General features: G+C 38.5%; 23 protein-coding genes. 8 read left to right on the top strand and 15 right to left on the bottom strand.

What is annotated here, in order from left to right:
- Window positions 1–15: 15 nt before the first annotated feature.
- A complete protein-coding gene (locus ACTJKN_RS25965) occupies window positions 16–450 on the top strand; it encodes a GPW/gp25 family protein (protein WP_440828526.1) in 435 nt (144 codons plus the stop codon).
- Between the two features lie 26 nt (window positions 451–476).
- Window positions 477–2,342: a type VI secretion system baseplate subunit TssF gene (locus ACTJKN_RS25960; RefSeq protein ID WP_440828525.1), complete on the top strand. Its 1,866-nt coding sequence runs from the start codon at window positions 477–479 to the stop codon at window positions 2,340–2,342.
- A 178-nt stretch (window positions 2,343–2,520) separates the two neighbouring features.
- Here ACTJKN_RS25960 and ACTJKN_RS25955 read toward each other — a convergent pair whose 3' ends face one another.
- Window positions 2,521–3,459 carry a type VI secretion system baseplate subunit TssG gene (locus ACTJKN_RS25955; protein WP_440828524.1) on the bottom strand — a complete coding sequence of 313 codons (939 nt, stop codon included), beginning with the start codon at window positions 3,457–3,459 and terminating at the stop codon, window positions 2,521–2,523.
- Window positions 3,460–3,576: 117 nt separating this feature from the next.
- On the opposite strand from ACTJKN_RS25955, the gene ACTJKN_RS25950 reads away from it, so the two are divergent.
- Both ACTJKN_RS25950 and ACTJKN_RS25945 read left to right on the top strand, forming a co-directional pair.
- Window positions 3,577–4,470, top strand: a complete 894-nt coding sequence (locus ACTJKN_RS25950) for a TssN family type VI secretion system protein (RefSeq protein WP_440828523.1) — start codon at window positions 3,577–3,579, stop codon at window positions 4,468–4,470.
- A 22-nt stretch (window positions 4,471–4,492) separates the two neighbouring features.
- The gene (locus ACTJKN_RS25945; protein WP_440828522.1) at window positions 4,493–5,632 is read left to right on the top strand and encodes a hypothetical protein; all 1,140 of its coding nucleotides are present in this window, start codon (window positions 4,493–4,495) and stop codon (window positions 5,630–5,632) included.
- Window positions 5,633–5,701: 69 nt separating this feature from the next.
- Here the strand turns inward: ACTJKN_RS25945 and ACTJKN_RS25940 are convergent, their stop codons facing one another.
- The 7 genes from ACTJKN_RS25940 to ACTJKN_RS25910 all read right to left on the bottom strand — a co-directional run bounded on the left by ACTJKN_RS25940 (window position 5,702) and on the right by ACTJKN_RS25910 (window position 10,458).
- A complete protein-coding gene (locus ACTJKN_RS25940) occupies window positions 5,702–6,118 on the bottom strand; it encodes a hypothetical protein (protein WP_440828521.1) in 417 nt (138 codons plus the stop codon).
- A gap of 102 nt (window positions 6,119–6,220) precedes the next feature.
- Window positions 6,221–6,661, bottom strand: a complete 441-nt coding sequence (locus ACTJKN_RS25935; RefSeq protein WP_440828520.1) for a DUF2147 domain-containing protein — start codon at window positions 6,659–6,661, stop codon at window positions 6,221–6,223.
- A gap of 23 nt (window positions 6,662–6,684) precedes the next feature.
- Entirely contained in the window at window positions 6,685–7,686 is a 1,002-nt protein-coding gene (locus tag ACTJKN_RS25930; protein ID WP_440828519.1) for an NADP-dependent oxidoreductase, read from the bottom strand.
- Window positions 7,687–7,741: 55 nt separating this feature from the next.
- Entirely contained in the window at window positions 7,742–8,509 is a 768-nt protein-coding gene (locus ACTJKN_RS25925) for an SDR family oxidoreductase (protein WP_440828518.1), read from the bottom strand.
- 23 nt (window positions 8,510–8,532) lie between these two features.
- On the bottom strand, window positions 8,533–9,345 hold the full coding sequence (locus ACTJKN_RS25920) for an SDR family NAD(P)-dependent oxidoreductase (protein WP_440828517.1): 813 nt from the start codon (window positions 9,343–9,345) through the stop codon (window positions 8,533–8,535).
- 133 nt (window positions 9,346–9,478) lie between these two features.
- Window positions 9,479–10,069, bottom strand: coding sequence for a TetR/AcrR family transcriptional regulator (locus tag ACTJKN_RS25915; RefSeq protein ID WP_440828516.1), 591 nt, complete (start codon window positions 10,067–10,069; stop codon window positions 9,479–9,481).
- Between the two features lie 167 nt (window positions 10,070–10,236).
- The gene (locus ACTJKN_RS25910; RefSeq protein WP_440828515.1) at window positions 10,237–10,458 is read right to left on the bottom strand and encodes a hypothetical protein; all 222 of its coding nucleotides are present in this window, start codon (window positions 10,456–10,458) and stop codon (window positions 10,237–10,239) included.
- 95 nt (window positions 10,459–10,553) lie between these two features.
- Between ACTJKN_RS25910 and ACTJKN_RS25905 the strand changes: the two genes are divergently transcribed.
- The gene (locus tag ACTJKN_RS25905; RefSeq protein WP_440828514.1) at window positions 10,554–11,324 is read left to right on the top strand and encodes a glycoside hydrolase family 11 protein; all 771 of its coding nucleotides are present in this window, start codon (window positions 10,554–10,556) and stop codon (window positions 11,322–11,324) included.
- Window positions 11,325–11,449: 125 nt separating this feature from the next.
- Window positions 11,450–11,974: a hypothetical protein gene (locus ACTJKN_RS25900; protein WP_440828513.1), complete on the top strand. Its 525-nt coding sequence runs from the start codon at window positions 11,450–11,452 to the stop codon at window positions 11,972–11,974.
- Between the two features lie 30 nt (window positions 11,975–12,004).
- Here ACTJKN_RS25900 and ACTJKN_RS25895 read toward each other — a convergent pair whose 3' ends face one another.
- Together ACTJKN_RS25895 and ACTJKN_RS25890 are read right to left on the bottom strand one after the other, a co-directional pair.
- Window positions 12,005–12,460, bottom strand: coding sequence for a hypothetical protein (locus ACTJKN_RS25895; protein WP_440828512.1), 456 nt, complete (start codon window positions 12,458–12,460; stop codon window positions 12,005–12,007).
- 822 nt (window positions 12,461–13,282) lie between these two features.
- Window positions 13,283–13,465 (bottom strand): hypothetical protein, encoded by a 183-nt coding sequence (locus tag ACTJKN_RS25890; RefSeq protein WP_440828535.1) that lies wholly within the window; start codon window positions 13,463–13,465, stop codon window positions 13,283–13,285.
- A gap of 444 nt (window positions 13,466–13,909) precedes the next feature.
- Between ACTJKN_RS25890 and ACTJKN_RS25885 the strand changes: the two genes are divergently transcribed.
- Window positions 13,910–14,809, top strand: coding sequence for a helix-turn-helix domain-containing protein (locus ACTJKN_RS25885; RefSeq protein ID WP_440828511.1), 900 nt, complete (start codon window positions 13,910–13,912; stop codon window positions 14,807–14,809).
- Between the two features lie 80 nt (window positions 14,810–14,889).
- On the opposite strand, the gene ACTJKN_RS25880 is transcribed toward ACTJKN_RS25885, so the two are convergent.
- From ACTJKN_RS25880 to ACTJKN_RS25860, 5 genes are all read right to left on the bottom strand, one after another.
- Window positions 14,890–15,891, bottom strand: coding sequence for a carboxymuconolactone decarboxylase family protein (locus ACTJKN_RS25880; RefSeq protein ID WP_440828510.1), 1,002 nt, complete (start codon window positions 15,889–15,891; stop codon window positions 14,890–14,892).
- A 75-nt stretch (window positions 15,892–15,966) separates the two neighbouring features.
- Window positions 15,967–16,380, bottom strand: coding sequence for a (R)-mandelonitrile lyase (locus ACTJKN_RS25875; RefSeq protein WP_440828509.1), 414 nt, complete (start codon window positions 16,378–16,380; stop codon window positions 15,967–15,969).
- 953 nt (window positions 16,381–17,333) lie between these two features.
- A complete protein-coding gene (locus ACTJKN_RS25870) occupies window positions 17,334–17,762 on the bottom strand; it encodes a hypothetical protein (RefSeq protein WP_440828508.1) in 429 nt (142 codons plus the stop codon).
- Between the two features lie 12 nt (window positions 17,763–17,774).
- Window positions 17,775–18,254 carry a hypothetical protein gene (locus tag ACTJKN_RS25865; RefSeq protein ID WP_440828507.1) on the bottom strand — a complete coding sequence of 160 codons (480 nt, stop codon included), beginning with the start codon at window positions 18,252–18,254 and terminating at the stop codon, window positions 17,775–17,777.
- Complete coding sequence (locus ACTJKN_RS25860) at window positions 18,254–19,537, bottom strand: hypothetical protein (RefSeq protein ID WP_440828506.1); 1,284 nt, start codon at window positions 19,535–19,537, stop codon at window positions 18,254–18,256. The genes ACTJKN_RS25865 and ACTJKN_RS25860 overlap by 1 nt, the downstream gene beginning before the upstream one ends.
- 101 nt (window positions 19,538–19,638) lie before the next feature.
- On the opposite strand from ACTJKN_RS25860, the gene ACTJKN_RS25855 reads away from it, so the two are divergent.
- Window positions 19,639–21,918, top strand: a complete 2,280-nt coding sequence (locus ACTJKN_RS25855) for a peptidase domain-containing ABC transporter (protein ID WP_440828505.1) — start codon at window positions 19,639–19,641, stop codon at window positions 21,916–21,918.
- Window positions 21,919–21,926 lie beyond the last annotated feature (8 nt).

Raw genomic sequence — 21,926 nt, 5'->3', positions numbered from 1 at the left:
TAAGCCAAACCGTGTATGTCTGAAAATTTTTACAACAAACCCTTCAGATTTAGGTCGGTTTTCTCAGGCGGCGGCCTTCAGCCAACTGACCTCGGAAAATCGATTTCGAACCACATAGAACTGATTATTTTTACCCGCTTTGGGGAGCACCGGTTCCATAATGATTTTGGCTGTGAGATATGGGATCTCGACTTTGAGCTAATCGTGAGCGAAAGCATTTGGGAGGAAAAATTCCGCAAATCGTTGCTAAAATCCATCACCGACTATGAATTTAGGATTTATAATACCGCGGTAGAAGTACACATTACTGAGGTAGAAAATGTATATCCCCTACGTAAGATAACCGAGATTAAAAAAAAGGTAGATATTAGTGTTAGAGCACTAATAAAAACCACAGGAGAAAAATATTTTTTTAACACCGCTTTATTTCTTAGCCCATTATCAACTTAATCTAAAACGCCCCAAATATTCTACACATGAAACCAGTTTTTTATTCATCAAAAGATGAGATCCGGAACAGAATTTTAAAAAATGCCGAAGATTTCTGGAATATTAAAGACAGTAACGACTTCGATCCACTTGTTAGACTGATTATTGAGGCGTTAAGCAACGAGCTTTTTAATGTATCCAATGATGTTAAAAATTTAGAGAACAGGATTTTTGATAAGATCAGCCGTATTTTAGCTCCCGATCATTTAACTTCATCGTTACCGGCCCATGCTGTTATGCACGCCAGGCCGATTGAACAACAGGATTTCCTTTCAATCTATTCGCAGTTTGCATTTAAAAAGAATATTCCGCAGGAAAATGATAAGGCCAAGAAAACCGATATTTTTTTTAGCCCGCTGCATACCGTAAAATTAAATAATGCATCGATAAAATACATCGTTACCGGAAATACCCTTTTTAATGTAGAACAATTGGGCAAACAGCCTATACACAATACCCTGCCGGGCACTTCTGTAGAGAAAAATACCATATACATAGGTTTTAACGGCATTAAAGACTGGATGGATTTTAATAAACTGAATTTATTTTTCGACTGGAAAAACTATTCGGTGCCCGAAAACACTTACGATCTGCTCTCACTGGGAAAATGGTTCTACAAAAACAACGAGCTCGCCGCCTATACAGAACGTTTTATGGATGAGCCTTTAACGGGTAAGGTACAGGCACCGTTTCAGCACAAACAATTGCTTAACCTGATCAAAGCAGATGTTTTACAGTTTTACAGCAACAGGTTTATTACCCTGGGCGATCTTAATGATTTTAATATCGACGAAAGCAAGGAGCTACCTCCTGAGTTTGCCAACCTATTCCAGCCGGCTGTTTTAAACCAGATCGATAATTCGGTAAAATGGCTTAAAGTAATTTTTCCGGCAGCTATAAACCAGGAAATGCTGAACGAGCTTCATATTTATATCAATGCGTTCCCGGTGGTAAATAAACGGCTAAGCCAGATCAAACACCGGCTTAAAACGATGAACAATATTATACCGATTAAAACGGAATCATTGGATCAGATGCTTGCGGTAGAAAACCTTAAAGATAATAAAGGGAAAAGTTATAACGAGATTCCTTACACCAATGAGAACGAAAAAGGAGACGGATCTTTCTCGATCCGGTACGGAGGCACGGAACGTTTTGATACGAGAAATGCCAAAGAGTTGGTAGACTACCTTTTTGAATTGTTACGCGATGAGAAAGCAGCTTTTACCGCTTACGGACCTGATTTTTTAAGCACCATCCTAAAAAACCTGGAACAGAATATTGCGCTAATTGAACAAAAAAGCCGCTCGGCGCTTAAAGACATTAAAGAACTGCCCAGCTATATTGTATTGAAACCGATTGGCGATGCGGATATTTTATTCCTCGATATCTGGGTTACACAAGCAGAAGAGGCCAACCAGATTAATGCCGGAAGCCGTTTAGTGGTATACGATAACAATAAGGTAAATGCAGAGAGTATCTTTTTATTGAGCCAAACGAAAGGTGGCCGGTCGAGGTTGAATGCAACCAATAGGGTGCAGGCTTATAAATATGGTTTAACAACGGCCGACCGGATTATTACGAAGGCTGATGTGATCAATTTTTGCCGTTACGAACTGGGCAGCAAATTAAAGGGCATTACCCTCGCCAGAGGCTTGATAATGGATAATAAACCAAATGCAGGCTTTATTAAAACCACTGATATTTTGATCGAACCTGCAGATCAGCTTAACCTTAGCGTGCAGGATTGGGAAGAACTGTTGAGTTTAACTTTGGCGAAGTTAAATTTAAGGAGTACGATGAATGTGCATTATAGGATGTTGTTAAAGCCGGTGTTGTATAAAGCGGTTTAAGGTTTTCGATGCAAATTATCCTGTTTGTAAACAAGTTATCAAGATAGGTATCAATAAAAACATCGTCATTGCGAGGAGGAACGACGAAGCAATCTTACAACGATCGCTACTCACCAGCGCTTTAAGATTGCTTCGTCGGCTGAAAAAGCCTTCTCGCAATGACGAACTCTTGGTTTATTTAAAGATATACCGTATACCCTAAATAAGCACTTTCACCATCCTCGCTCAATATCGTTTCCTGATAATCGGGTGCGGTAAGGAGTTCTACGTTAACCTCTGCATCTACAGGGATTAAATAGCTGATGGCCATATCTAAAATAGCCCTGTTTTTTTGTCCGGGAATAAACTTAACCAGTTCCTGTGGTGAAGTTGGACCGATATTAACATTATAAGCTTCGTGTTCGGGGGTAAAGCTATCACCAATGATGGTATCAATCCCCAATGCACTTCCACCCAGCTGCATCTGCATTTCTTCAGCAATTTTTACCGGCGCAATATTGGCTGTAGCATCCACAATGGTAAGTGGTAGGTTAAATAGTGCAGTAAGTACTTTTGATACAAAACTAATATCATTTCTCTTTTGCTGGATTTCGGGTAGCAGGTGCATCCAGATGATGCTCTGTTCTTTATTGAGCAAATTAAATTCATCCCATCCAAATTCAAAAATCTGACTTAAATCGGAATAGGTTGTTTTTTTATCGAGCATATTTTCATATAGCTCGGTCATGATCCTTACATAATTAATTTCTGCATCAAAGGGTGTAAAAAATAACCTGGCTTCTTTTTCTTCCTCCCTCCTATCCCTGATATCTTTAATCATAGATTCCTCGTCCATACCCGCACTACCGGTTGGCGGACGGTGGAAAAGCCCTTCAGGCAGCATATCATATAATCCTTCGCGGTTGGTGCTGATTCGGATGCGTTCGTGCCTTCTTTTTTCAGAATAATAAGCAGTGGTATCCTCAATATCTTTTGCAAAAGCACGTTTATCAGGCCCCAATGGGATAATTTCAATCCTATCGGCATCAATTACCTTACGCTCAATCAGGTCGGCAGCGTGGGCAACGGCTTTGTAATCTGTAAATAGTTCGTTATTAATCAAAGTTTCCTTTTTCATTAAACTTTAAGGCTTCATTTTTGTTATAGGTTAAATTTTTATTACCGAAAAAAATAACGATTATAATCAAATATTAAAGATACTATATTTGCAATACATCTCATCTATAAAAATTTAATGGACGTTCAATCATTTTTTATCCGCTTTCTCTTGTTCCCGCTGATCTTCATCGTATCAACAGCGGTGCTTTCTATCATCAACAAAAAGAACCAGTTCCTCAATAACAAAAGACTTATCGTAAGTGTTCTGCTTATCGGCATTATTTTAGCCCTTCCGGGATTTTTAGGGTTCCTAAACTTTAATTTTATGCCCTGGGGCTACATTATATGCTGTATTTTTTATCTCTTAATGGGCACGGTTTTCGTTTACCTGTTAACCAAATACTACCCTAAAGATGTACTGGAGCGCAAGGTTTTTATCTTTTTCGCCACTTTAATTTCGGCTATTTTGGCTGTTTATTTGTTTCAGCTCGCCTTTAACTGGTTAAGCTCGGTAAACTTTGGGTGGTTTGGCGCTGGCAGTATCACCTGCTTTTTTGTTCCACTTATTTTTTGGTGGGCTTATGTTTCACTGCTTGGTATCCCTTCAGAAATCTACAAGATCTGGAAATATCCTGACACTCCTTTGGACATCAACATGGACCATGTAGATTTTAACCGTTTATTGGTACTGGAGCTGGAGCTTTACAAAAAAAGCAGCGATCCCGAACCTCTAAAGGTAAAGGTAAAAGCTGTAGAGAACATGAACTTCGGCATCTGGTTCCACAAGTTTATTGATGATTACAATTTAAAATTTGCCAAAAGCCCTGTAGAGTTCAGGGGCGACGATATGGAGAATTATAAATGGATTTTCTTTATCAAAACTTCTTTTTTTAAACGCAATATTTTCATCGACCCGGATCTCGACATTATTGAAAACGGCATTACCGAAAAAATGACGATTTACGCTAAACGGGTATCTGAAAACGCAAACAGGCCCAATGAAGTTGGAGAAAGTGCTATCTTTATCTAATCTATAATTAAAAACATCTACCATGATAAAGCCGCTAAAATATAAATCCATTAACTGGATTAATGGCATGAAGCTTTCCAGTGATCATTTTACATTAAGTGATCTTTATTTGCAGGACTTTGTACGCGATGCTGCCTCTCTACATTTAAATAACAGTAATTACGGATTTTTACCGCCTTTTGCAGGTTATAAAAGTTCTCACGATATCGAAATTATCGAAAAAGCAACCAACCATATCGAGGTAAGGGTAAGATATTGTAATGCCATTACGCCCGAAGGCTGCCACATTGATATTGTACAATCGGATAATATGGATACACTGGTACACAACCACTATTTTGGCCAGTCGGAACCGCGTAACTATGTTATTTTATTAGTGGTGAGTCCGTTTAACCGTGTACCAACAGGCACACCAAACCCTGAAGAAAACCCAATCCGTTACCCGGAACTTGCCAAAAGTTATGCTATTGCGGTTTTACCGGAGAGCGAGGTGGGTTCGCAAACAGCAGATAGCTATTTCTTAACCATCGGCCAGGTTTACTACGAAAATGGCAGGTTATCAATCAACAGCAGTTATATACCGCCCAGCTCAACCATAACAAGTCATCCAGCCCTGATTAGATATTATGAATCTTTTAGTGTTTTACTAAATGATTTACAGCTGGCGGCTTTTAAAATTATCGACAAAACAGGAGGAAGAGACAACATTACGCCGCTAGGCAAGAACATCCGCTTAATTTCAGAGAAAATTGTAGATTACATTGCAGGTTTATTTTACGAATACAGAAACATTGCACACCGCGAATCACCAGCAGTTTTAGTGGGTTATTTCTCCAGTTTGGCGCACATTTTTTTTACAGCCATTAAACTGATTGATCCCCGCGAAAGAGAAGAACTGTTAAAGTATTTTTACGAGTGGAAAGATGTAACCCCAGGAAACTTTGAAGAGCTTTTAGCCAAAACCATCGAACTGGTTTACGATCATAAACAAATTAACAACAGCATGCTAATGGCCAACGAATTTATGAATGTATTGGTAGCGCTTTGGAATAAATTGAGTGGATTAGAATATATCGGCCAGCGCAAAGAAAATATTGTGGTTGCCGAACAGCAGGTTGTACAGCAGGTACAGGCCAGAAAAACCTGGACATTGCTGGATTAATTATTTCTTGAAGTAAGTTAATAATGTAGCTGTACCCATAACCGGTACAGCTTTTTTTATTCTTATTTATTAATCGAAAGCAACCTGCTCCGGTCCTGAAATTTTATTGATGTGACAAGCGCACTTGCCCCCACTTACTTTAATGATGGCAGATTTAGTCTGCCCGGTTTCTACAGAGGTGCCCGTAATTTTCAGATCATCGCCCTGTTCTGACAAACCAAGTTTATTATTATCATCAACGATAATAAATACGCCTTTTATGGTACTGGTATAAATACTCGAATTAGCCATTACCCGCTCCCCTGTTCTTTGGTTAGTTACATTGAAATCTTTTACTTCAGCTCCAGCACCTTTATTGTCTACAAATTTAAACATTACAGAGGCAAATTCTTCAGTACACATTTTCGCTCCACAATCAGAAGTTTTATTTTTTTCGCACGAAAACAGGGCAATACCCATCAATAATAGCAGTGTTATTTTTTTCATCGTCTATTTGGTTTTTAATGAAAAACGACAAAGCGCAATAAAACGCTACAAAAAGAGAAATTATAGGCCCATATATTAACTAATTCACATCTTAACTAAACATTACTTCACCCTTTCCCAAACACTTGTCCGGCCAAATAAAGACACACCAACATAACCCCTGATATTCAGCTTACTATCTTTTAGTTTCAATGTACAGCTGTATGTTTTACCACTATAAGGATCATAAATCCCGCCACCATCCCACACGCCATCATGGTAGGTAAAATCGTAAAGCATGATTAAATCTTTAAGGTTACGTCCTCTTAATTTTTCATCCTTGTTTTTCACGTCTTTCCGGGAAGTAATTCCATTCGGTTCGTACATCGTTTTACCCCAGATCAGCTTGCCGAAATACTTCCCTTTTGCTTTATAAATATCAATTTTACCAGTTTTATCTTCACTCAGCCATACGCCTAAAATTTTATCAGCTTCTGGAGTTTGTGCGAAAGTTTTTGTTGCCGCAAAAAGGCACAGCAATAATATTATCCTTAGTTTTTTCATAATTATATGTTTTAACAATTAAATTATTTAACTTTTATTACCACTTTTCCTTTGGCACGGCCACTTTCTACATAAGCTATTGCTTCATTGACTGATTGAAACGGAAAAATTTTGTCTATCACAGGTTTAATAGCCCCGGCATTTATAAGCCTCGTAATTTCATTCAACTGAGATCCGCTGGCCCTCATAAACAGAAAGGAAAAATTCACATTCAGCCTTTTTGCTTTCTTTCTTACCTTCGAGCTTAACAGGCGCATAATCAGTTTCACGAACCAGGAGGCACCGATTTGTTCCGCAAAATCCGGATCGGGAGGACCAGAGATCGAGATGAGCTTTCCACCTGGTTTTAATACCCGTAGCGACTTTTCAAGCGTCAATCCGTCCTGGCTGTTTAACACGAGATCATAATCATTCAGAACTTTCTCAAAGTCATCCTTTCTATAGTCTATAACAACATCTGCACCGAGGCTTTTTACCAACTCGATATTGGCTGTACCTGTCGTGGTAGCCACAGTAGCTCCCAGATATTTAGCCAACTGAATGGCAAATGTGCCCACACCGCCTGAGCCAGCCTGAATGAAAACCCGCTCTCCTTTTTGCAGTTTCCCTTTTTCGATGAGTGCCTGCCAGGCAGTGAGGCCCACGAGTGGGATAGATGCCGCTTCTTCCATGGTCAGTTCTGCAGGCTTTATTGCCAAATCAGCCTCATTAACGGCAATGAATTCTGCAAAAGTTCCAATGCGATGATCTGCAGGCCGGGCATAAACATGGTCTCCAACCTGAAACTTTCGCACCTGCGCACCAACTTTAGTTATTATACCAGCCAGGTCATGCCCCAAAACAAACGGTGTTTTATAAGGCAAAAAAAGTTTGAATTCCCCTTTTCTTATTTTGGAATCGAGAAGGTTTACACCAGCAGCGTATACTTCTACCAATACTTCATCTGCTTTCAGTACAGGAATGGGTACATCTACAATTTTACCGCCTTCCTTGCTTTTGTATTTGTCTATTATAAATGCTTTCATATTATTGTATATTATTAACCACCAGCACAATATGATGGAATTTATGAAGTGATTTTTATTGCGATATTACTTTATAACTTTTCTTAGGATTAGCCAGATTAAAAACCATTTTTGGAAAAAGCCGGTTAAGTATATATACTACTTTAGTATCACCTATACGGATCGTGAGCTTATCTTTTTGAAGGCCAGCAATAAAATCTTTCACCATATCTGCCGCGCTCATTTTTTTCCCGTTCATGTCCGTGGTCATATCTGTTGCCACAAGTGGAGGTAAAAGTTCAAAAACCTTTACGCTGCTGTTCAAAATCTCAAGGTGTTTTCTAAGGGATCTGGTGTAAAACTGCAACGCTACTTTAGAGGCTGAATAAGTAGCTTCCAGTAATGATGGAACATAACTAAGTAACGAGGTTGTGTTGATGATTGCGCTTTCTTTCCTTGATTTCAGCATATCTATGAAAAGATTGTTAAGCCGGATCACCCCCAGGTAATTGACATTCATTTCATATTCCGCATCCTCAAAATGCTGCCCATTTGATATACCAAGGTTGATCGGATCAGTTAAAACACCTGCATTGTTGTACAATATATCAATGCCGCCCAATTGCTGCACCTGGTTAAAAAGTTTTTGCGCATCATCGGCTTCTGAGACATCACTTTTAATGGCTATAATTGCCGGATATAATTTCTTGGCATCATCTAATTTTCCCTGGTTTCTGCCAGTAATGATTACGCTGGCGCCTTTAGCCAAAAATTGTTTTGCCGCTTCCAGCCCTATACCTGATGCCCCACCGGTGATCAGTACGGTTTTTCCTTTTATTTGCATGATTATAATTTCTAATGATGATTTTATTTTGAAGCATTTACAGATTTCAGAATGGATTTTTCGAAAACCTTATAAACGAAATGCTGAAGCAGCAGTACAACTGATGATCCTTTTCCGACAGGATAACTAAACTTTGGATTCTTTTCCTTTATTGTTTGCAATAAAGTAGCAATAACCGGTGCAGGATCGGGTGCATTATCAAATGTATTTTTAGTATAGGCGGTTACCTTTTGCCTGAAGGTATCATACGCAGGAATAGTTCCTGTAGCAACAGTTCCACTTTCGCCGATATTGGTTTTAAAACTCATCGGCTCAACCATTACTACCTTGATGTTAAACTGGTTCAACTCAAAACGCAACGATTTAAAATAACCTTCGAGTGCATGTTTGGAAGCCGCATAATAAGACACATTCGGAAGCCCCACTAAGCCCAGCAAAGAACCGAGGGTGATTATTTTCCCATATTTTTGCTTTCTTAAGTAGGGTAGCAACTCGTTGGTTAATTTAATCGTTCCCCAAAAATTGGTTTCAAACTGCTGCCTGCCTAATGCAATGGGAGTTTCCTCCGCAAGTCCGTTTACAAGGTAACCAGCATTGTTAACCAGCACATCCAACTGTTTAATCTGACTGAAGAGCAACTGACCAAAAGATGTTATAGAACGGTCATCATTCAGGTCTAATGGAAGTAACTTATATGGCAGTTTTGCCTGGTATTTTTCGGGGTTGCGGCTGGTTCCGATAACCTTGTAGCCATTTTCGTGGAGCCTGCTGGCAACAAGCAGCCCAATGCCTGATGAGGCACCTGTGACTAAAACCGTTTTTTGTTTTGATTCCATATTTTTAATTATAGACTTTTTAGTATATTTATACACGTAGCTTTGCGTTGAATTTAAAATGCAAAACGGTATTATGTTTTTAATAGTTAGAAATTAAAAAAAGACCTTTTAGTATATTTATAATGAAAAAAAATTACATTGCGTAACTTTCTAATTCTGCTTTCAGGTTTTTGAGCAAACCCGCCATCGGTTTTGCCGTGTTCATAGACCTGCACATAATCACCGCACCTTCAACAGCAGCTACAGCTTTAAATGCATATACAGCAGGGTCAAGTTCGTCAGAAAACTCTCCGTCCTTAATGCCCTGTTTTAAAATACCAACAAATATTTCCTGTCCGCGCCGTATTACACCGGCTATTTTCTCTTTAATTGCCGGAAAATGGTCATCAGATTCAACCGCAACATTAAATATAGGGCACCCGCCTTCTAAATAGGTATTCAAAGGATCCTTGTAAAAATCGAGAAAGGCAAACACTTTAGCCTTAGCTGTTTTACCCTTACCGATAGTTGATAACATTTTTTCACCGTTGGTTTTCAGCATAAAATCAACAACTTGCAAGGCAAGGTCTTCCTTACCTTCAAAATGGCCATAAAGGCATCCTTTAGTCAATTTTGTAGCAGCAAGCACATCGTCTATATTAGCGCCTGATATTCCTTTCTGATTAAAGATAGGGGCTGCTGTTTCCAGAATGAATTGCTTTGTTCTTTCGGCTTTAGTAAGCATATTAATAAATTTTACACCACAAAAATATACCAAAAAGTTTAATTAAAAATACTTTTTAGTATATTCTTCTCTTTATGGTATCGAAATGACAATCAATCGATCCGAAAATAAAAAGCCCAACATTCCGTAGCGACTGATTTATGATGTGCGGATGCTAGGTTATTAACTTATACCGGGAAACTGTTCCATCGTTTTAAAAAGTGGCTCTTCTCGTTTTTGCCCGTCTTCAATTGCCCAATTTGCCATAGCGTATAATACTGGCCGCAAACCCTGTCCGATATTTCAGCAGCAAGGGCCATTAAGCGCCGCCCGTTGCACAGGCCAATGGCATAGGCACCATTTGCTTTTACAATGGCAAGGATGATCTTGAAATTAATTATAACAAGCACCGAATGAACATTTGTATAACATTTTTGCCGATTATTAGCCATATCCCAGATCTGAATACGGTTATTTTGCTTCCCTAACCAATTATATATCTTATATGAAAAAACAAAACTCACTTACAAGTGTAACCAGGAAGGTTACTCTTGTTGTGGCTGCAACCTTAGTGTTTGCAAGCGCTACATGTTTAACAGGCTGTAAAAAAGATGAAAAGATCGCGCCCGGGGAAGTTACTGCTCCGCCCCCTCCTACCAAAGCTGTCGCCACGGTAGAATCTTACCAATCGGGTACACATAACGGCTTCTTTTGGTCGCTTTGGAAGAGTGACGGTGCAACGGGCACAGTTAATTACGCCAATGGTACCGGTGGAAATTACAGTGTTAACTGGAACGGGTTTAACGGTAATTTTACTTGTGGTAAAGGTTATTCAGTAGGCTCAAAAACCTATAAGATAGGGTATAATCTGAGCACTTATTCAAACTCTGGAGGTGGTACTTTTGGCTGGTACGGATGGAGCAGAAGCCCTTATTATGAGTATTATGTGAATGAAACATGGGGTTCGGTTTCACCTCATAGCGGCACTTACCTGGGAACATTTGAAACCGATGGTGCAGGTTATAATGTATGGACCCGATGGATGACAGGTAAAAATATCGACGGTGGCGACGGTTTCAGGCAGATTTACAGCTCCAGGGTTACAAAGGTTTCTACCGGGCAAAATCGCGTCATTACTTTTGCCAACCACTATAACAAATGGCAAAGTTTCGGGTATACGCTTGGTCAGTTAAATATTCCTGCAATTATGGTTGCTGAGACATGGGGTTCTAATACGAATGGCAATATTAACTGTACCATTTGGGCAGCAAAGTAAATGCTTGTTTAAACCGATAACAACCACGTTACTGCCTGGCAACAAGCCGGGCAGTATATACTGCAGGTAATTCTGATCAATACCTGGATTAAAAATGCTTTTAATATTATTTAACATTAGTTATCATGAGATCCATACTTTATTTCCTTGCTTTTTTCATTTTTATCCTTCCCGCCTGCCATTCGCCAAATCCTAAAAATACAGATGGAAATAAAAAATCACTGATCGGAAAATGGCATCGGTTTTCCAAAGCGAATGGATATAGCGAATTTGATATTGATTCGCAATATGTAGTTTTCTATAATCAGAAAGTTGGCCGGTTTAAGCTTCCTTATAAAATAGAAAATGATTCCTTAAAATACCTTACCAAAGATTATGTAGCTAAGATTACAGACTACGGCGACTCACTTCTTTTAGAAGGCAACGATAGCACTCAAGCGGTGTTGCACAGGTTTAAAGAACCGCATGTTCCTTTTGCAACAATTCCTGAACAAAAAGATTCTGTATCATTTGCATCATATATCGCTGATTTCGATAAAAGATTAATCAGCGAGTTTGAGAAAGCCGGAATAAAAATTTCTGATGGTATGGAAAAACATGAGGAACCTGCATACGAAGAACTGTTAAAAAAAAAATCAGCAAATAGGTAAACGTGAAGTAAATGCTCCTGTAAGCTGCCATTACATGGAGCATTTAATATTCAGTTCAGTGACTGTTTTCTCCTTAGCAAGCCTGGTCAAGTAAAATTTCCCCAATGGGTTAATTTGCACCACATATTCGCTGTTACTGGTATCAATCAGTAAGGTATTTCCCGTTGCCAAGCTTTGCTGGCGGGTGTGCTCCTTGTATTGGCTGTTCGGTTGAAGATTTTCCGCATGCAGTGTCTTTTTACTTTTTAAAGTCCCGAAGGCCATAATTATCATGATACAGGCCATCAATAGCTTTAACTCAGCCTTCATTTTCCGCTTGGTCCAACCGGCAAAGTACCTGATGGCTTTCCGGAGCTGGTTCGGTACTGGCTTTACTGTTTTTTTGGACAGGCCTTTCAGGCAATCTACGCTGCGCCAGTTGCTGCCAATTACACGGCCTGCTATGCCCGAGAATGCGCCATTTGCGCCTTTTGAATACGTTGCCATAATTTTTGTTTTTTTAAGTGAAAAAATGTTTGTTTAAAAAAGGATTCTGTTTATACCGGTATGTTTAAATCCATGTCCAAACGTAGCGGCTTAGTAGCACTGGCGCCTCATTTTGAGCTAAAATGAGCTAAATTGAGCTAAATAAGACCGTTTTTGAGCTAAAATGGACCGCTAACATTTATGGGCAGCAGTGCAAACGCCCGGGCGCTTGTGGCGACCCGATGGAATTAAGTTAAGCGCTGCGGTTGTCAGCCTGAGGGATAATTTATCTTATAAAAATCAATATGAGTGACGTACAATTGTTTCTTTTCCATACACCAGGGGCTTGCCTCGGCTCGCCGCCGCCGAAGAGCTCTTTCTTTTTGGCATCAAAAAGAAACAAAAAATGCCGGCTGAAAATTTATTCATTTTGTATTATAGTTTTCAGCTGCACTCATGAGGGATTCGCCGTTTTCTTTTGAAGCCAGCAGTTAGGCTTGGGCAGTGCAGCCCGAAAAATTTGTTAGGCCGGATTTAAGTAGAACGGGGATATAGTGCTATGGCCCAGCTGGATGGAAATTCGAAAGTCGTTAAAGCGCTGATTAATAATGATTTACAATATAATGTCGATGGTAGCGGAGTCGAAGGGCTTTTAACATATCGAAAAACGGGTCTTCGACTACCTCAGACTGACATCTTTTGCGATTATCCCTTAGCTTGTTTACATTGGGTGGCGGCCTGCTTAAGGGCAGCATAACCGTTAGCGGTGGTGCCATTCTGCGAAAGCAAGCTCCGGCTTTACCTTTTAGGTAAAGAAAAGGTAACGCCGGGGTAACCCTGGGGTTAACCTGGTAGCAACAAAGGGTACAGAACGGGTAAAGCAGGGGTAATTAAATACGGCCCTTTTTGCTGGCTTTCAAGGTAGGCAGCCAGTAAATCTTTCGCGTAAAAGCGATCGCCACCAGGAAGTTTAATAGGCTTTAACGTGCCATCTTTTACCTTACGTTTATAGGTACTTTCGCTAATGTTCAGGTAATCTTTAGTACGAGGACTAAAATTGTAGTTTCATAATAAATAGTGTAAACGATTTTATCGAACTCTTTCTAACTTTTTCAGCACCATCAGAGGTCCGCTGGCACCATTTTAGGCACTCAATTTTTCATTTCAAACACGCTAACTTCAGAATATTGGTTGTTTCTTTTTATGGGGTTCATTCTTTTAAACATTCCCTGTATTTCGAGCGGCGTTGCTTTCGATAACATTTTGCTATATCCAAAAGTCAATTCATTCTTACCTTCTTTTAGTTGTTGAAATATTGCGTTAATAAAATCACCAAGGCGAAGTTCTTTATACTTTTACATTAAATCATTATACATATTCCTGTTTCTCTTGCCAATTTTTCTGTTCATTAGTGCTTCTGCAGGGATTATTGAAATACTTAAGCTATTTTCACTTTAAAATAACCGAAGCATGGGAAATCCCCTTAGAATTGAAAGTGTGGCTCAGATCAATAACGAGCGGGGGCAGAAGACCCTGCATCCTTTGGTCAGTGTTCTTGATCAGTCGTTATCGAAGCCGGTAAAAGAGGCACGTTATATTTCTGATGTGTACATGATCTTTTTAAAAGACGAGAAGTGCAGCGAGATGAAATATGGCCGCAATCACTATGATTACGAAGAGGGAACGCTTCTTTTTATTGCACCCGGACAGGTATTTGGCTTTGAGGAAAGCGAAAACATGATACAGCCGACAGGCTGGGGATTATTCTTTCATCCCGATCTGATCCGTGGAACCCATCTCGGTAAATGCATTAACGAATACAGCTTTTTCTCTTATGATGTTAATGAAGCACTTCACGTATCTGATGCAGAAAGAGAAATAGTGCTGGAGTGTTTTAATAAGATCCGGTATGAATTGGCTCACCCTATTGATAAGCACAGCAGAACATTGATTGTTAGCAATATCGAAATGTTCCTGAATTATTCTGTTCGGTTTTACGACCGGCAGTTTCTTACCAGAGAACATGTTCATAAAAATGTATTGACTGGATTTGAGGGACTACTGAACGACTACTTCCAATCGGAAAAGCTGCAAACGCTGGGATTGCCTTCTGTTTCCTATTGTGCAGCACAGCTCAACCTGTCTCCAAAATATTTCGGCGACCTGGTAAAAAAAGAAACAGGAAAATCTGCGCTGGAGTATATACACTTAAAACTGATTGATGCCGCGAAAGAACAGATACTTGATCTCAGCAAATCGGTAAGTGAGGTTGCTTATAGGCTTGGCTTTAAATATCCCTCACATTTTACCCGTTTCTTTAAACAACAGGTAGGGCATTCGCCCAACGAATACCGGAATTCTATGAATTGATTGAAGCCAAAAAATACGCGTAATATCTTGTCAGGCTGCAACGCTTTTAAAAACCAGATCCTTGCCATCCCTGATACATCCTATTTTAGTTTACTAAAAACCTCCAGCATCGTTTCATTATCCAGGCTGTTCATATCTACCAGTTTTAATGTTTTTACCATTTTTAGGGTCGTTGTTTTGTAGTGTTGAAAGTGTGGTGTTCGTAAATGAGATTGATATGCTCCTTTATTAGCGTATATTTCTATGATCCTAACCTCAGTGGGGGTCTTCTGTTGAAACATAGGAAAAATGGCAATTACACCAGGCTCGATCTTTACAGAAGCTGCGGCCTCCTGTTGCAAAATGGTTTTATAATCTTCGAGGTATTCGGGTAAAATTTCGATTTCAGAAATACGCACCATCATATCCTTTTCAATTACAGGAACCAATGGTTTTCCTATTATTTTCCTGATGGTATTTCCTTGTGTTTTATTAACGTTTGTTTCAACCAACATTGCTAATTGCTCCAATTGGTTTTCAGTTATGCCTGTATTCTTTCCCATGTTAATATGAGCCTGCAGCTGACTATCAACACCAGGCATAGAGGCCAGAGCGGCAATTGTTACCATTTCTCTTTGTTGATAACTCAGCACATCACTAACAAAAATATCGGCAAATAAATGTTCCTTTAAAAAAGCATCAACACGTGGCGCAAATGCTCCGAAGCCCGGGGCAGGTTTTGATTGTGGTGTCTTGGTGAGTTCTTCCAACACTTTTCTGCCCTGTTCGTATTTATTTTTAGGATTATTTTCTACAATAATTTTTTTCCCTACTTTATCGTTGATTCCTTTTTCTTCCCTCTCCTTTGCTACAGCCATAAAAACGTTAATGGCATTAAGGCTTCTTGGAAAGCCACAATACGCATAAAGCTGAACGAGCGCTTCTTTGATTTCGTTAATTGCAAGTCCTGAATCCAAGCCTTTATTCAATTCAACTTTTAACAGTTCGAGGTTTCCCGTAGCTGTAAGTGCCGAAATCTTTACCAGGCTTTGCTGTTGTGCAGATAAATCGGTATTAGCTGTTTTGTTTGGTTGTGCATTCATTTTGATCATACTTATTGTGAGCACAAAAAATAGTATTCCCTTTAAAAATCTGCTTTTGCCCATCATTTTGATTGCTTAATTTTTGTTCGCTGCATTGAACTCTTCATCAGTTACAGGGTTTAACCAAACTGCGTTGGTTTCGCCTTCATAATTGGTAATGGCAATGTGTACCATTTTTGTTCTGGCAGTAGCTCCGTGCCAGTGTTCCACATTTTCTGGAATGTTGATTACATCTCCTTTTTTGATGATCCGGGCTGTTTTCCCTTTTTCCTGGTAAAGGCCCTCGCCTTCGGTTACTATCAGCACCTGCCCTTTAGGGTGCGTATGCCAGTTGGTTCTTGCGCCTGGTTCAAAAGTTACGCTCCCCAATACAAAATCGTTGTTCTTATCTTTTGCCAGAAGCGTTTGCAGATAAGCATCTCCCGTAAAATATCCGTTGGTTAATTTTTCTCCTTTAGGGAAAAGAGCCGTAGTGTTTTCTGTTATCATTTTTTCTTGATTTTTATTGCTATTGCAGGCGGTTATAGAGAATGAAATTCCCATTATAAAAGCTAATACCATTATCCTGAAAATTGTTTTCATTGCAATGAAGTTATTTTATGTACTATTCACGGTTATTTTTAGTTTCAGATCGCATTTCTCACCAACGGTACCGCAAAGTTCGCCACTAAAGCTTGCAATGGGCTTATACAGAATACTGTTTTATTTACCAGTTTTACCGTTTTTGAGCTGAATAGACAGCGCTGTGGTCTTGTTTATTAATATTCACCAAATTATTTTGGCTACCTCATCAAAAAGAAACAGATATTACAGCATTGGAATGATATTGGGACTAAAAAAATAAATGCCTTGGTGTTTCCAGAAAACGAAAAAGCCTGTAAAAATTTAATTTACAGGCTTTTATTTAAAATTATTTTCGCGGAATGGACGGGACTCGAACACCCAACCATAAGCGCCTATAAATTAATATCTTAAAGGACAAACATTACAATCAGCTCACCAAATGCTCACCATTTTTTTGTTACAATTTGGCTGTAAATGAATATTTAAATTTAGTAATTAATTGATTGTGTTGCAACTATAAATGAAATTGGGTTCTCAAAATTCAACGGATTTGATAATAAGATTGTTGGAATCTAATCCCCGCTGGGATTCGAACCTTGTTCAAATATCAGCGTTTATTAATTATCTAGGGGACTGTGGATTTGGTACTCACCGAATCGCTCACCTTTTCTTTATACGTTTTAGCTGCAATTGCTATATGTAAATATATCAATATCTTTCTACAACAACATAAACAATCTAAAAAAAATTAACATAAACCGCTTTTGAAATGGGAACCACGTTCAACTGCCTCCAGCTAATTAACTTTTACGGATGTCCAGAAAATAAAATCTCTTAAAAGAATGGCATTTTTTTAGCCATCATATCAAAACTTAGTCTTATTTTTTTCGTGTAAATACCCTTAATAACTTTAAAATTGGTTCCTCAGCAGAATAGAGTATAAGGGTGTCTTTACTTATTTTAATTATTTTGGTTTTATAATTTCCGGCTTTCAATGTACTATCGCTTTCAATCTTGAATTTGGCAGAATCAATAATATTGGTTTCATTCTTGTTATCGATCATCTGTAATATACCATTTTCTTTGAAGCACAAATTCACATTTTCACTCTTTTGTTTACTTTTTCTTTCCGCATCAACGATTTTTTCAAGGGCCATCGTATAGTTTTCGCCCACAGCCTGTCTTTGTCCGTACCATATTCCATGAATCTTTGTCTCAAGGATCTTTTCATTTTTACAATTTGTGAGTAAAAGTGAAACTAAACCTGTTAAGATGTACGATCTTAAGGCTAACGTCTTTCTGATCATTTTTAAATTCTTTTATTTTGTATCTAATTTCTTGAATGTGTATTCTTTTGCCATTCTACTCGCTAAGATCATAAAGGTTGGAACGAGCTTTAGTGTATCGGCAGTTATGCTAGTGATAGCATAGCTATGCTCCATCCACTCATCAAATTTATCGCTTGAAGAGAGTACTACTGTCGCCAGGTTGTGATAATCCCCTCTTTTCCTATTATAAGGAATATATTTTATTACATATTGTTGTGGTAGTACACGATGTGAGGTATATAATAGGTATCTATCAAATGATATAACCTTTCCATCAGCTCCAAGATAAGAAGCCCCATCACTTCCATCCACCAGTTTCCAAGATCCAATTAAACTTCCACGGGTTTTATTTGAATTTGAATTATCCAACAACATTGATGTTATTGTTGGTCTAAGATAGATCATGAAACTAATAACCAAAACGCAAAAGACAATATGATTTTTTTTCAACGATTCTAAATAATTAGTCATTAACCACCATTATTGAGCTTAGAAGCTGCCCATCTCGCTCCACTACCTACACCACCATCCCAATGAGGATCATTCATGTTTTCACAAAATATCATCAACCATCTATCGCCATTTTCATCTGTCCAGATGTCATTTTCTACAAATCCACCGCCATAAGGATAGATAAAACTTATTGGATCAGAAGAAACATGCTGAACTAAGTTAGAATCCGGCATTTCATTATATATGAAGAATTCTGGTTGATGATCATAAATTGTCGGCTCTGGCATAGGTAAGTAAGTGCCATCCGGGAGAGGCTCTGTATATCCAGGACCTACTGGACCAGTAGAGCCACCGCCTCCTACAATTCCGCCGTTGGGATAACTCCCCCTTGTTGAAAGACCACCCAAACTTTGTGTCAAACCTAAAAGAGTGGATGCATTTTGAGTTAGTTGATTAAACTCACTCATGTAAGCCGCTCTTTTACTTTCATCAATTTCTCCTTCACTGTCAATAAATCCCCTATTAACCATATGCTCTTTCATCGCCTTCATTAAGTCACGCATATCAATCGTTAATGTAAACGGATCAAGATCAGTATTTGTAAATTTAACGGTTCCGCCCATGGTCATACCAGGAGTATAGTTTGCAATTCCATGATTCTGTAAAGTGGCGAGAACAATGTCGTTTCGAACTTTGTCGGCTTCAGAAGTTACAGATAGTGCAGGCACAAAATTTTCCAGTGACCCCATAACCGCTCCACCTACAACTGTCCCAAATATTCCTTCTAAAGCACTTGAAACCCCCCCAGTCATTGCACCAATAGTTGAACTAGTGAGGAGATTGAAAGTTCTGTTCCAAAAGTTCTCATACGTTATGTCGCTTCCTGTTTTATAACCCATTATGTAGCCACTTCCGCTTTGGTAGATTTTATTAATCGCTTCGAGATATGCGGTCGCACCATTGTTTAATGTACTCGTAACTGGTACCCAAGTTGAATTTACGTTTACCGAAATAGAACCTGCGCCTCCTGTTGGCTCACTTCCCCATGCATTACCCGATGTCGCATAAAAGCCCCATTGGTTATCTTTTTGGACAATGTCGATTCTATTTAGTCCTCCTGCTCCATCCAACTCCCAATGAGTGTTTTTGATATTGTCATCTATACCGTGTTCAGCAATGTATTTTAATAGCTCCAACCAATTGTCAAAAGTTATTCCGCCAAGAAATTGATTGAGTTCTTCAGTAGGAACAATATGGAAATCCCTTTCCATATCCGCAAAAGTTAAAATTGTTCTTTTCATTTTGATTACGTTAATTTTGATCTAGTAAATATGTGATAAATATTTTTTATTTCAAAAAAAAAACCAGTTATTGCTAGTAATTAACCTTTCAAACAAATTTTATGAAGTGGAAAACCTTTCCGGATGAGAGGCAGCTTGACGCCATGGATTGTGGCCCAAGTTGTCTTAAGATGGTAGCACAGCATCATGGCAGATTTTATAGCATACAATACTTAAGGGATAAGTGTGGAATAACGAAAGAAGGAGTTAGCTTTCTTGATTTAAGTCACGCAGCCGAGGAAATTGGTTTGCGAACTTTGGCAATAAAGTGTGAGACTAATGACTTTTTAACCAAACTCCCATTACCAGCGATAGTACATTGGGATGAGAACCACTTTGTTGTAGTCTACGATTTTAAAATAAAAAAATCAAGCGATAAGACGAAAGGCCTAACCGGAACGATCTATATAGCAGATCCAGCTAGAGGTCATGTAAATTATTCAGTTGATGAATTTTCCACAAAGTGGGTGAAGCCTGACAAGGAGACTGCTAAAGAAGGTACTACTGGACTAGTGATGGTGATAGAACCTCAAGCAGATTTTCACCAGCGCGAAAAAGAGGAAAAAATCGAAAGAAAAAAAACATTTGATAATTTTTTAGGCTATTTCTCACCGTACAAGAAAAGCTTCGTGAATCTGTTTATTGTAATGTTTATCGTTACACTTCTGCAGGGACTACTTCCATTTATCAGTAAATCTGTAATTGATGTTGGAATCCAAACACATGATATAAATTTTATAAATATTGTATTACTGGCAAATGTTGCAATAATTGTCAGTGTTCTGTTGAGTAATCTCGTCAGGGATTGGATTTTGCTTCATATTACATCAAGGGTAAACATTGCGCTTATCTCAGACTATCTCATCAAATTAATGAGATTGCCAATAACATTTTTTGAAAATAAGATGACTGGGGATATTTTGCAACGGGCCCAAGATCACGAGCGGATAAGGAGTTTTATCATGAATAACTCACTGAACATGATATTTTCGACGTTCACCTTTTTTGTTTTTGCGGTCATTATGTTTATTTATAACCCAATAATTTTTTATATATTTTTGGGTGGAAGTGTTGTTTATGTGTCTTGGGTTGTGGCGTTCTTGAATATCAGAAAAAAATTGGACTGGGAATACTTCGATCTAGTAAGTAAGAACCAGAGTTACTGGGTTGAGGTAATTTCTGGAATACAAGATATCAAGATAAATAATTATGAAAAACAAAAGCGATGGAAGTGGGAGGATATCCAGGCAAGACTTTACAAAGTCAATCTCCGTGTAATGAGTATTACCAATACGCAAAATTTGGGAGCTCAATTTATTGATAGTCTAAAAAATCTTTTCATAACATTTTACTGTGCCAAAGCTGTAATAAATGGTGATATAACATTTGGCGTCATGATCTCGACTCAATTTATTATTGGAATGCTAAATGCTCCAGTTGTACAATTCATACAGTTTGTGATTTCTTATCAGTTTGCCAAAATCAGTTTTTTACGTTTAAATGAAATACATCAACTTGAAGACGAACATGAAAATACGGGAAACAACAGCACTGAATTACCCTCCAATAAAAGCCTGATATTAAGAAATGTAGCTTTTCAATATACACCCAATGGTAGGCCAATACTTCAGGGTATTAGGCTTGTTATCCCAGAAGGTAAAGTAACAGCTATTGTTGGCGATAGCGGAAGTGGTAAATCCACGTTGCTAAAGCTTTTGCTAAGACTTTACAAGCCTTCATTTGGAGAAATTAGTATTGGCGATATGAACATTAATAATATTAGCCTTAGACAGTGGCGGGATAAATGTGGAGCCGTTATGCAGGATGGAAAAATCTTTAATGATACTATCCTAAATAATATAGTCCTTGATGATGAAAGGATAGACTATGAAAAATTAAAGAAAGCATTGAATACAGCAAATATCACACAAGAAATAGAGGCTTTACCGTTGGGATACCAGACTGTAATGGGTGAACAGGGACGCGGTTTGAGCGGCGGACAAAAACAGAGAATATTGATCGCAAGAGCACTATACAAAAACCCAGACTATCTCTTTTTTGATGAAGCAACAAATAGTTTAGATACGTTAAATGAGCAGAAAATCACTCAAGCCTTAGATGATGTATTTAAGGAAAAGACGGTAATTGTCGTTGCACATCGTTTAAGCACAATCCGAAAAGCTCATCAGATTGTTGTAATGCAAAATGGAAGCATTGTAGAAATTGGCAACCATAGTTCCTTAATGGAACGAAAAGGAAGATATTTTCAGTTGGTGCACTCCCAACTAGAATTACCGATGATGATAAACAACCCAGCTGTTCAGGAAATAGCAACAAATTAACTAGGTCT

Origin of the sequence: Pedobacter sp. 22163 (assembly GCF_052045595.1) — a bacterium.
Lineage (GTDB): Bacteria > Bacteroidota > Bacteroidia > Sphingobacteriales > Sphingobacteriaceae > Pedobacter.
Note: the sequence above shows the minus strand (reverse complement) of the source record. Positions and strands in the feature narration are given on the sequence as shown.

Excerpts from the sequence above, each read along its gene's own strand:
- ACTJKN_RS25940 (WP_440828521.1), bottom strand. The coding sequence starts at position 6,118 with ATGAAAAAAATAACACTGCTATTATTGATGGGTATTGCCCTGTTTTCG.
- ACTJKN_RS25965 (WP_440828526.1), top strand. The coding sequence starts at position 16 with ATGTCTGAAAATTTTTACAACAAACCCTTCAGATTTAGGTCGGTTTTC.
- ACTJKN_RS25880 (WP_440828510.1), bottom strand. The coding sequence starts at position 15,891 with ATGAATGCACAACCAAACAAAACAGCTAATACCGATTTATCTGCACAA.
- ACTJKN_RS25935 (WP_440828520.1), bottom strand. The coding sequence starts at position 6,661 with ATGAAAAAACTAAGGATAATATTATTGCTGTGCCTTTTTGCGGCAACA.
- ACTJKN_RS25885 (WP_440828511.1), top strand. The coding sequence starts at position 13,910 with ATGGGAAATCCCCTTAGAATTGAAAGTGTGGCTCAGATCAATAACGAG.
- ACTJKN_RS25900 (WP_440828513.1), top strand. The coding sequence starts at position 11,450 with ATGAGATCCATACTTTATTTCCTTGCTTTTTTCATTTTTATCCTTCCC.
- ACTJKN_RS25865 (WP_440828507.1), bottom strand. The coding sequence starts at position 18,254 with ATGACTAATTATTTAGAATCGTTGAAAAAAAATCATATTGTCTTTTGC.
- ACTJKN_RS25930 (WP_440828519.1), bottom strand. The coding sequence starts at position 7,686 with ATGAAAGCATTTATAATAGACAAATACAAAAGCAAGGAAGGCGGTAAA.
- ACTJKN_RS25945 (WP_440828522.1), top strand. The coding sequence starts at position 4,493 with ATGATAAAGCCGCTAAAATATAAATCCATTAACTGGATTAATGGCATG.
- ACTJKN_RS25905 (WP_440828514.1), top strand. The coding sequence starts at position 10,554 with ATGAAAAAACAAAACTCACTTACAAGTGTAACCAGGAAGGTTACTCTT.
- ACTJKN_RS25925 (WP_440828518.1), bottom strand. The coding sequence starts at position 8,509 with ATGCAAATAAAAGGAAAAACCGTACTGATCACCGGTGGGGCATCAGGT.
- ACTJKN_RS25960 (WP_440828525.1), top strand. The coding sequence starts at position 477 with ATGAAACCAGTTTTTTATTCATCAAAAGATGAGATCCGGAACAGAATT.
- ACTJKN_RS25875 (WP_440828509.1), bottom strand. The coding sequence starts at position 16,380 with ATGATAACAGAAAACACTACGGCTCTTTTCCCTAAAGGAGAAAAATTA.
- ACTJKN_RS25870 (WP_440828508.1), bottom strand. The coding sequence starts at position 17,762 with ATGATCAGAAAGACGTTAGCCTTAAGATCGTACATCTTAACAGGTTTA.
- ACTJKN_RS25860 (WP_440828506.1), bottom strand. The coding sequence starts at position 19,537 with ATGAAAAGAACAATTTTAACTTTTGCGGATATGGAAAGGGATTTCCAT.
- ACTJKN_RS25895 (WP_440828512.1), bottom strand. The coding sequence starts at position 12,460 with ATGGCAACGTATTCAAAAGGCGCAAATGGCGCATTCTCGGGCATAGCA.
- ACTJKN_RS25955 (WP_440828524.1), bottom strand. The coding sequence starts at position 3,459 with ATGAAAAAGGAAACTTTGATTAATAACGAACTATTTACAGATTACAAA.
- ACTJKN_RS25855 (WP_440828505.1), top strand. The coding sequence starts at position 19,639 with ATGAAGTGGAAAACCTTTCCGGATGAGAGGCAGCTTGACGCCATGGAT.
- ACTJKN_RS25915 (WP_440828516.1), bottom strand. The coding sequence starts at position 10,069 with ATGCTTACTAAAGCCGAAAGAACAAAGCAATTCATTCTGGAAACAGCA.
- ACTJKN_RS25920 (WP_440828517.1), bottom strand. The coding sequence starts at position 9,345 with ATGGAATCAAAACAAAAAACGGTTTTAGTCACAGGTGCCTCATCAGGC.
- ACTJKN_RS25950 (WP_440828523.1), top strand. The coding sequence starts at position 3,577 with ATGGACGTTCAATCATTTTTTATCCGCTTTCTCTTGTTCCCGCTGATC.